This is a genomic window from Prauserella alba (genome assembly GCF_024171735.1).
Lineage (GTDB): Bacteria > Actinomycetota > Actinomycetes > Mycobacteriales > Pseudonocardiaceae > Prauserella > Prauserella alba.
In genome coordinates this window covers 159,308-169,721 of the sequence record NZ_JAMTCH010000003.1, presented here as the reverse complement: position 1 = coordinate 169,721, position 10,414 = coordinate 159,308, and the positions used below count along the sequence as shown (strand labels likewise).

At 66.0% G+C, this 10,414-nt stretch carries 5 protein-coding genes; all 5 read right to left on the bottom strand.

Features of this window, described 5'->3' with window-relative positions; all coding sequences use genetic code 11:
• Positions 1-32: 32 nt before the first annotated feature.
• On the bottom strand, positions 33-2,123 hold the full coding sequence (locus tag LY12_RS00720) for a UvrD-helicase domain-containing protein (RefSeq protein WP_253852592.1): 2,091 nt from the start codon (positions 2,121-2,123) through the stop codon (positions 33-35).
• Between the two features lie 12 nt (positions 2,124-2,135).
• On the bottom strand, positions 2,136-3,734 hold the full coding sequence (locus LY12_RS00715) for a serine/threonine-protein kinase (protein ID WP_253852591.1): 1,599 nt from the start codon (positions 3,732-3,734) through the stop codon (positions 2,136-2,138).
• Between the two features lie 82 nt (positions 3,735-3,816).
• The gene (gene drmC, locus LY12_RS00710) at positions 3,817-4,590 is read right to left on the bottom strand and encodes a DISARM system phospholipase D-like protein DrmC (protein ID WP_253852590.1); all 774 of its coding nucleotides are present in this window, start codon (positions 4,588-4,590) and stop codon (positions 3,817-3,819) included.
• Positions 4,587-6,494, bottom strand: a complete 1,908-nt coding sequence (drmB, locus tag LY12_RS00705; RefSeq protein ID WP_253852589.1) for an MrfA Zn-binding domain-containing protein — start codon at positions 6,492-6,494, stop codon at positions 4,587-4,589. Before drmB ends, drmC begins: the two co-directional genes overlap by 4 nt.
• On the bottom strand, positions 6,491-10,381 hold the full coding sequence (drmA, locus tag LY12_RS00700; RefSeq protein WP_253852588.1) for a DISARM system helicase DrmA: 3,891 nt from the start codon (positions 10,379-10,381) through the stop codon (positions 6,491-6,493). Before drmA ends, drmB begins: the two co-directional genes overlap by 4 nt.
• Positions 10,382-10,414 lie beyond the last annotated feature (33 nt).

Below are 10,414 nucleotides of genomic sequence, written 5' to 3'. Positions count from 1 at the left end.
TCGAACTCCTGTCTTGCCTTTCGTCTACGCGTCTACTGCCCGGAGGGCAACAAGCTGCTCCGACTACCGTGCCACGACACCACGAGTTGTTCCCGCGCCCGGGTGCACGCAACGAACAGCAGGCAGCGTTCCCGCTGGACGTCATGCCGATGGGCCTGTGTGTCCTCGTCGGGGGATGTGACCGCGTTGGGCGGCGGCATGTGTTGTTCGCTGACTCCGATCACCGCGAGACATCGGAACTCAAGGCCCTTCATCCGGTGCATCGTGCCCACTGCTACCGCATCTGCAGCATCACTGTCATTGGTCAAGGCACGCGCCGGTATCGATTCTGCGACGAGTGTGTTCACCGCACCGTCCACGAGCCAGTTCACACGCGCCGCCACACCGATCTCGGTTGGCTCCACCCCCGCATCGAGCCATTCCCGGACTTGCGTGCTCAGCGCGTCGAGCTCGGCGTTCCTCGTCCCATAACCGGTCCGTGCCGGTTGCACACCATGCATCTCCGAACGGCAGCCCGCGATGCTGTCCAGTCCGCCATCCATATCATCGATCGGTTCACCACGAACGACACCGAGACTCCACGCGAGGATCTCTGCCGTGGTCCGATAATTCACCGTAAGTCGGGTGGAACGTCCGGTGACCATGATGCCGATGTCCCGAAGGCTGACCCTGCTGTTGTAGATGCGCTGGTGGGTGTCCCCGGCGAGGAACAGGTCATCCGCGCCGGCCGGAACCGCAGCACGGAGCAATCGCCACTGGACGGGACTGAGATCCTGCGCTTCGTCGACGACGATGTGCCGGAATGGCTTGTCCGTTCGGCCGGCAAGCAGTTGCGCCGCGTCCGCACACACCGTCTCGTGTGTCGACCAGCCACCTTCGCGCAACTGGTCTTCGAACTCCCAAACGGCCTGCCACACCTGCGCTTTCTGCCGCGGGCCAAGCGCCCGTCCGCGCCCTGTCCGTTTGGCGGCGAGATACTGCTCGGCGGTCGTGATCTGCTGGGCCAGCACGACCTCCCTCCATTCCGTACGGAGGAAGGTGTCTGTGAACGGCACTTGTAGCCGGTCGATGATCGAACGCCACAGCTCGGCTTCCCGCTTGGTTTCCAGTAGGCGCGGCGCGCCGTACTGTGCCCGGAACACCTGGTGCGCGAGCTGATCGACGTTCTTGACCGTGACCCGGTTGCGGATCTCGTCGTTGTCGGAAAGCGTCGTCAACCCGGCCGACAACGACCCGGTCAACGTCGAGGTGAAGGTCGTCAGCAGCACAGGGCCGTCGCCGTGTCGCGCCAGATGACATGCCCGATGCAGCGCGACCACGGTCTTGCCGGTTCCCGGGCCGCCCGTCACCCGAGCCGGCCCTCGATAGCGCGCCTCGACCAGCTTGTGCTGCACCGGATGCAGGTACACCCGCCACAGAGCGAACGATTGGCGGAGGATGGCGAGGAGCTCTTCGGGCCCGTCAACTAGCACCACTCGGTCGGTGCTGCGGGCCACAGCGGCATCGAGATCGTCCGGGTCGAACCGTTCGCCGGCGATCACGTCACCCAGCTCGGTCCACACCTCTTCGGGAGTCAGCCCAGCGGCCAATCCCGCCAGCACATCCCACTGTGCGCCGGGCAGGAACGACCGAGCAGCGTCGAGCTGCACCTGGTCGGTCAGGGCCCGGGCGAACGCCAGTGTCTGCTCGTCGATTCCCAGTTTGCGCAGATCCGAGTCCTTGACGGCGTCGAACAGGTGCGACGGTGCGTGGGCCGCCATACCCGAGAGTTCCGGCAAGGCACCCTCGATCGCGGTGACGTCTCTGATCTCGATCCGCCCGGTGGCCGTGTTCACCGACGCTGTGCGGCGTTGCGCCCACTGATAGGCATCGTCGTGGGGCAGAACGGTGAGAAGCGTGTACGTTTCCCCGGAATCTGGCGCGAGTACGACACCACGCCAGAACTTGGTCAACCGGATCGTGCGGAACCGGGGATCCCGTGCATTCGACACCTTCTCCAGGTGCTGCCCCGCGTGTGATGACTGCTCGAACTTGCTGAAGGCTGCATCGACGCGTTGCTGGACGGCCTTCTCCAGGTTTGAATACTCACGCAAGAAGTCCCTGTCGATCGCCAACTGAGGCACTACTGTCTCCCCCTATCCGTCGCTGCCAGGGATACCGGCGAGCAGGTCTCGGATCTTCGGGACTGATGGATGCTGCTCACCATGCTCACGCACAAGGTCTTCTAGAAGACCACTCAAGGTGTCGGTGGCCTCGGCCCGCTGCCCCGCGCCGAGCTGCAGCAATCCGATCTGCCGACGCAGTTCGATGGGACGCGGATCAGCAGGGCCGAACACTCGCTGTTCGTCTGTCAGGAGTGCGTGCATCGATTCCAACGCAGCGGCCGTGTCGCCGGTCAGCGCGTGGCAGGTGGCGTGCTGCAGGCGACAGCGAAAGACCAGTTCGGAGTCGGGACCGTCGCGCTCCTCCAGGTCAGCCTTCAACGCCTGGTAGGCGGGTGCCGCGGTGCGGTAGTCACCGCCCTCGAACAGCACGTTCGCCCATTCGAGCCGAAGATCGATGACGTCCGGGTCGACCGGGCCGAACTCGGCGCGCGCGGACTGCACGGCGTTGCCGAGAAGTTCCGCCGCCTGGCTGTAACGAGCCTGTCGTACGAGCTCGCTCGCATCTGACCGAACTCGGTCCAGCTGGCTACGATCGGGCCGCGTGTGATTCGCGTGGCGCGTGTCGTTGGACTCCACTGCTGTCGACGCCTGAACAGCCGATCCAGGCGTATCGACCGGCGGGGAACCACGTTCGCTTGTGCCATCGGCGGAAAAGGTACGACTGACGACTGTTGCGTACATGCGCGCCGGGCTCGGCACCGCCGGTGGATGCAGCGCCCCTGGGACCGGTCCCAGATCGGCGACGAACGGCAGCAGCTGTTCGTACGCGGCCTGCGCTGAGGTCGGCCGGTTTTCCGGCTTTTTCGCCAGGAGCGCGGTCAGCACGGACTGCAGCCCAGCAGGAACGTCCGGCCGTATGGTGCGAGCCGACTCCGGTTCCGCGTCGACCTGCTTGTTCATCACCGCATATGAGGTTGAACCACTGAACACGTGTTGGCCGGTCAGCATCTCGTGGAGCGTGCAGCCGAGCGCGTACAGGTCGGTCTGCGGCCCGCTCAAAGCGGCCAGAACCTGTTCGGGAGCCATGTACGCGGGCGTACCGATCGTCTGGCCGGACCGGGTGATCTGCGACATGTCCGCGAGGTCCATTGCGACCGCGAGGCCGAAGTCGAGCACCTTGACGGTGCCGTCCGGTTCCAGCATCAGGTTGCTCGGTTTGAGGTCGCGGTGGACCAGCGAAGCCTGATGCGCCACGGCAAGCACTGAGCAGGTCTGTGCAGCGATTGCCACCGACCAGCCGATCGGCAGCTGCTCATGCTGGGCGAGCAGGTCGCTGACGCTTGTGCCATGCACACGTTGCATAACGAGGAAGGGGCGGCCGTCTTCGGTACCGACGTCGAACACTGCGGGAACCCCGGGATGTTGTAGCCGCGCGGTGATCCGGGACTCTCGCACGAAGCGCCTGATCAGGTCCTCATCTTCGACCCCGTCGGGGAATCTGACGAACTTGACCGCGACCTCCCGGTCCAACCGGGTGTCGCGGCCCTCCCAGACTTCACCCATGCCGCCGCGCGCGATGGGCAAACGCTGCAGCTCGTACCGCTCGTTGATCACCTTGCGCTGGGCCACGCGACCCTCCTATGCACAGTGACCCCGACAATTACCACATTACAGGTGGAATGATCTTGCTCCAATCGGGCAAACCACAGACTCACGATGCCCCCTGTGCGCCGACTGCCAACGGCTGCAAGACCCCACGGTTACGCAGTTCGAGGATGTGCTCAGCGGTCCTTGGAGGTGCGCTGCCACCTCGTACCAGCGTGCCGGCCTCGATGTTCTTCTCCACCCCGGATTGCGTGAGGTTGGCGCTGGAGACCAGCAGGACACGGCGGTCGGCGACCGCGAGTTTGGCGTGCAGCTTCGACCGCGGCTCTGTACGCCGCGCTACGGGCCAGTGCCACAGTCGTACTCCCGATATCCCTGCGAAGGCCGCGGCGGGCTCTTGACCGGCCAGCGCGCTTCCGGCTCCCTGCAAGGTCTCCACGACAACGGTGATCTCGACGCCACGTTCGACAGCGGCCGACAGTGCTTCCCGCAATGGTTCGTGGCGCCGGCCCGAGTACGTCATGAGCAGCAGCTCCGCTGTCGCCTCATTGACGACCTGGATCAGCGCCTGCGCGGTGGCCCGCACCGGAACGGAGTGCGTACTAGGACCGCTCCACACTGTTTCCACCGAGACCGATGAGCTTTGCTCGGCGTACCCGGCAGCAAGGCCACGCAGGAAAGCCGCTGCCTGTGCCGCGGGAACGCCTTCGTACTCCCGGACGCGCAGGATCGGCCGGGCGTACTCGCCCGCCGCATACCCGAGCTCGGCCAGCACGGCGTGTGCGGGCCAGCCCGCTCCGATCCGCGTCGCCAAGCCGCGTAGTGCCGCCGCACCGAGGTGAGGTGCGGCGGCGGTCGCGGTCGTCTCAAACGTGCTCACGGTGCCCCGGGGAACAACGACAGTTCGGGATCACTGATGGGGACGACGAAGCGGCGGTCGAGGAACCGGTTGCCGCGTTCACAGGTCGTCTCCGAGACGAACAGGCATACGTGGCACGCCGCGCCGTGGAGGAAGTCCGCAGGCGGCTGCGGCAGGCGTTCCGCGCAAAGCGGGTCGGACGAGCAGCGCATCGCGTCACGCAGGGCGCGGCGGGTGATCCGCACAAGTTGCTCGGGTTCGGCCTGGGAAACTAAGCCACCGAGCGTTCCTTCGGCATCCGGAACAGCGGTGTAAATGAGGATGCCACTACGCGGGTCTTCCTCTGTTCCTGCGTAGATCCGTTCTGACAGGCTGGCCGAGCTGTATCCACATTCGAGAGCGATGGTGCGGATGAGCAGGTGCGAGAGCGTGTGCAGTGCGATATAGCGTTCGCCGGGCCAGTACGCCATCGGATCGAACTTGCCGGGCAGCCGGTCCGAATAGCGGTTCTTACGGAACTGTTCGTAAGCCTCACGATGCTGGCGCATGGCCCGCGTGTCAGTCACCCGCTGTTCCCACTGGGCAAGCAAGTCTTCGGGAACACGCAGGAACACGCCCTCGCCGCGGACCTCGCTGGCAGGCACCCAGCTCGGCTTGTCCCGTGACAGTGGCGCGACCTTCACCAGCTTCGGGTCGTCCGGGTCGGGCGAATCGAGGCGAGTGAAACCGACGAGCGCACGCACTTCGCGCAGCTGCTCTGCCTGGATGACGTCCTCGTAGTAACCCTTGAGCGGAGCCGGCACACCATCGTCGAGGCGCCGTAAGGCGAAGTCGTCCATCGGATCCGCCAGCCGCTGCGCCGTGAACGCCTGCCATTCGGCGGTACGCAGATCCGGGTAGCCTTCTTCCGGCCCGTCGTCGGCCTCCTGCTTGGCCGCTCGTACACGCTCTACAGCCCCGCTGATCTCTTCGTCGCTCCAACGGGCGAGTTCGCGGAATGCGGGGACGTTGTCCCTGCCGAATTGATACATCGCTACCGGTAGTTGCGATACGGCGTCCCAGTGGCGTTCCACGATGCTGTCCAACTCGCTGCCGGTGGTTTCCGGCACCCACAGGGCCGACAAGGTCTGCGCGAACCATTGATTGGAAGCCCCGATCACGAGGACTTTGAGCGATATATCTGGACCACACCCAGCGGGGTCGAAAGTCCCGAGGTGCGGATGCCGCGCCCGGCAGCGCGGCAAGGTTTCCTCGCCGCGCTGCCCCATCGCCTGACGGATGTTGCGGCGGGAATCGCAACTGACACAGCGGATCCACACGTTCGCGCCGAGGTTGCCACCCTGGTCGTCCATCTGCATGCGCGGCTGAGGCGTCTTCGGGCAAGCCTGGCCAGAATGCACGAACTCGCGGTAAGGGAATTCGTCGAGGTGTCCTGCAGTGCAGGCCAACACGAACCTGGCAGGCACAGCCAACGGCCGCCCGGACTTCTTCTTGGCGCAGTCCCGGTGAAAGAACCGCGCGTCGTGCGGGCGGCGTGGTTTGGAGTTGTCGAACGTGAAGACCTGGGAATCGAGGGCGGCCAGCTCGTTGCACGCCGTACAGCGGAACCAGGATGGGAACGGCATGGTGGGCACCCCGACTCGGGACGCGGAGCCCGTTGGGTCGGTGTCAATGCCGTCCATCCAAGGGGCTGGACGGAGCTCGTTCACCTTGGGACCCGCGATCGCGCGGACCGCTCCGAGCAGTCGTGGCTCGGCGATCGGTCCGCACGCTTCGTTTCCTTCGACGGCGGAGTAGTTCCAGTCATCCAGACCGCGGATCAGTACCGAGAAGTTGGGCAGGTCAACGAGAGCGCCCACCCCGCTGGTGAACATCAAATGGCTGGGTCGCACGGCGCCGACACGGCGGCGATGATGTGTGCTCATCGGTTGCTTCCCCCATTCACGGGCGGGTTCCATGCCGCATCGCCGAGCTCATCTCCGGACGCATCCTCGAGATTCGTCTCCGCGGATGTCGAGGTGTCGGGCGGTCCGAACGACCATTCAGGAGCGTTGTAAGTGGGCGTATACAGCTCGTCGCCACCGGGAACGAGCAGGTTGATCTCGTTTTCGGTTTCACGCATCGAGCGCGCGACGGTGGTTTCCTGCCAGCGACCCTCGCCCGGGGCGTGCAGCAGGCCGGTGAGTAGCTGCTGTTTCGCGGTCTGATTCTCGTAGCCGAGCTGGGTCGAACGCTGCTTGTCTTGTTTCCACACGTCGGTCAGCGCAGCCAGTCGCTCGGCGAGGTAGTCGCGGCCACGTTGCCCGTAGACGATCTCGGCGCGGGTAAGCATCCTCTCCGCGATGGCGCGCACCAATGGCCCGTCGAGGTCGACCTGGTGTGCGTCCGCGTTGCGGGAATGGGATTCGACCGCGTGCCGGACCGCCGCGATGAACGCCGCGGCGGTGCCGCGGTCGAGCGAGCGCCGCGTGTACGGAGTCACGGACAGCGCTTCGACCTGGCGGTAGAAGGTGGCGTGGTAGTGCTCGAAGTCCTCGTAGTGGGCGAGGTCCCGGGGTCGTGTCCAGTTGTACAGCGTCACCACCAGCCCAGGTCGCCGCGGATCACGGCCGATCCGGGACGAGGCCTGGATGTACTCCGCGGTGTTCTTCGGCTGGCCGGTCACCATCATCAGGCCGAACCGGGAAACGTCGACACCCACCTGGAGCATCGACGTCGCCAGCACCGCGTCGACCGGAAGCCGGCCCCTGCGATGCCGGTCTCGCGAACGTTCGGCGAGCGGATGTGCGGCCGGGTCGTTCTGACCTCCGCGCGACGACTTGGTGCGAGCATTCAGCACCTCCCGCCAGTTGTCGGCAATGGCCCGGCGGCGGGCGCTGGTGTCGACGTCGGGGTCGAAACCGACTTCGAGGTGTTTCAGCACGTTACTGATCTCGCCGGACGAGATGCGCGACGTCAGTTCCTGCACTGTGAGCATGGACGTGGAGCCGCCGAGACGGTCGGAGATGCCGCGGATCCGGCCGTGACGCCGTACCCGCGTGGTGATGTCGTCGTCGAGGTAGCGGCGCATCCCGGCGAGTTCCCGGGTGGCGTTGAAGTAGCCGACCATCGTCATGTATGGGTCCGCGGGCCGGCCGTACATGTCGAACACGGTCTGCCCGGCGAGTAGCAGGATCTCTGCGATCCGGATCTCCGCGGACTTCAGGCGCACACCGTGCGCGCAGACACCGAGGTAGCGACGGCCGGGGTTGGTCTCGTCGACAGGCACCTGTCGGGAGAAGAACGTGTCCGACACATCGGTGACCTGTGGCGGAAAAATCTCCAGCCCGCGGGCGAAGACACCGCGGACCTGCTCGGCTGCACGTTTCGTCGTGGCGGTCGAGGCAACGATCTTCGGTGCGGCACGGTTGCCCGCGGGGGTCGTCCAGCTGCTCAACTCGTCCACGGCGGCTTCGAACAGCCCGACCGTCGTGCCGAGTGCGCCGGAAATAAGGTGCAGCTCGTCCTGGATGATCAGGTCCGGCGGCCGAAGTGGCACGACCGGCCGACTGGTGACGCCGGGGAGCTTGCTGGTCTTGTTGTGCCTGCCACCGCATTTGGCCTTAGGATCGAGGTCCTCGTGCCGATACCCGTGCCGTGAGCAGTAGTGGTGGACGCGGCCGAACAGCATGCCCGCGAAGCCCTTCCACGGCAGCTGCGCGAGCTTGTCCACGGTCGCGATGATCAGGCTCGGCACTAGCCGGTAGATCTCCTCATCCACGGTCAGGATGGGCAGTCCTTCCGGTGACTGCGGGCGGGAGAACGGGCACGAGAGCGAGCCCTCGGCGTTCGGACAGTACAGGTAGATGCGGCGGGCATCCGCGTCCGTGTGCAGGTCACGGTGTGCTTGGAGCGCCGCACCGCACCACGGGCACGCAAGCGTTTGCAGGACGTTGGCCCGCATTCCGCTGCCTGCTTCGCGGGCTTCCGCAATCTGGTCGGATGCTTCGTCCACCCAGTTCGGGGAGACGCTGCCGCCGACCCAGAGGCCGATGCGGAACGGCTCGGCGCCCCAGGTGTCGGGGTCTTCCCTGCGCAGCACTTCAGCGGCGCAGACGAGAGAGGCAGCGCGCTGAAACTGTTGCGCGGTGAGCAGCCGAAGGGTGTAGCGCATCAATACCGCGACCCCAGCCGCACCGTCACGCGCCTGTTCACCGCTTCCAACGGTGCCCTGCAAGCGGCGGATCGCGAACGTGAACGCCGTCAGTCCCAGGTATGCCTCGGTCTTGCCACCGCCCGTGGGGAAGAACAGCAGGTCGACAGTTGCGTCGCTGTTCGCTGCCCGTTCTGGGTGATCGACGTTGGCGAGCGACGGCAGGTTGAGCAGGACGAACGCAAGCTGAAACGGCCGCCATGAGGCGGCGCCGGCTCCACGCGCGTCGACCGTGGCCTTGGCGTCGGCGTAGCTGACGGCAGGGTCCTCGCGGATTCTGCCGACGTCGGTGTGCCGCCGTTGCGCGGCCATGGCCCGGTTGGCGAAGCGGAAGGCACGCAGTGCGTCGTCATGTCCAGGCGAGGCCGGGTCCGCCAGCAGCGTGATACCGGCTCGGATGCGCTCACAGGCACGGCGTGCGGTGAAGACGGCTGATTCGGCGGTCCTGCGCAAGTTGTCGGGGAGCTGTCCGATCTCGCCTTCGCGTTGGTCGAGCCACCTCGCGTAGCCGTCGACGAGCGGAGCGAGCCCGGTACGGAGCTGCGCCGGCTCGGCCTCGGCGAGGGCGTCCATGGACAGCTCGGTTCCGGCGAGCGGGGTGCCAGCGCCGCTGGGTGCCTCGGTGGCGGGCACGTTGTAGGTGGGCAGCCAGATGGTCTCCAGCTTGTAGGCCCGCCGAGCACCGGATTCGGCGTGCGGATGGACGGCGACATTATGTCCTGCGGCGTACTGGAGCTGGTTGCGGTACAGCAGGCGCAGGTGCGCTTCCTCAGCGTCTTCTCCGGGGTGGTCCCCGTCGAGGGGGTCGTCGATCGGGAGGAAGACGGCCTCGGCGCCATCCATCGCGGTGACCGTCAGCGTGGCCTGGAACAGCCAGGCGAAGTCGGTGCCGGAGCCTTCGGGGATCATCCGCCCGTTGACCAGGGTCAGTTCCAGGGTGCGTTTGGCACCGCGGGAACGGACCTTGGCAACCAGCTGCACGCCCGGCTCGCTGATACTGGCTGCCGTCAGTGGGACGGTGAAGGTGGACTCCCCCGTGAGCCTGACCTCGACGGTGTGGGAAACCGGCTCCCGACCCCACACGGTGCGCTTGTTGCCGTCCTCGTCGGTGCTGTCGCGCTTGTCGTACTCACCCCATTCGGCGGTGACCACCACGGTGTCGATGCCCTGCCCGACACAGCACGACAGACCCATGGATGAGGCCCAGATGCGCCCGAGGTTCTGGGGCGTGATCACTTCGGGCAGCTCGCCTGCCCCTTCCTCGCCACCGTCACCTTGCACTTCGGTGTCGGCGCCGGACATCGAGTCGGCCGCCTCGACGGTGGAACGAGGTTCGTACTTCGGCCCGAGCATGCCCACCAGGTACCGGTCGCGCGGGCCGCTGGAACCGCGCGGCAGCTCCTCCCACTCGCCGGCCCATGGGCCGAGGAGGTCTCGCTCGATCAGCTCTTGAAACTCGTCGCGGACCTGGTACGAACTCGCTGCCGCGAACTCCTGAGGCTGGTCCAGGGGTGATGCGGCCGATTGTTCGGCATGCGGCTCCTGCTTGGCGCCCGACGTGTCCAACGCGGTCTGCTCGCCGTTCGGGTTCGGGAACAACGGTTCGGACGGGTCAGTCACGGGTCTGTACCCCTTCATCGAGGATCGTCGTGC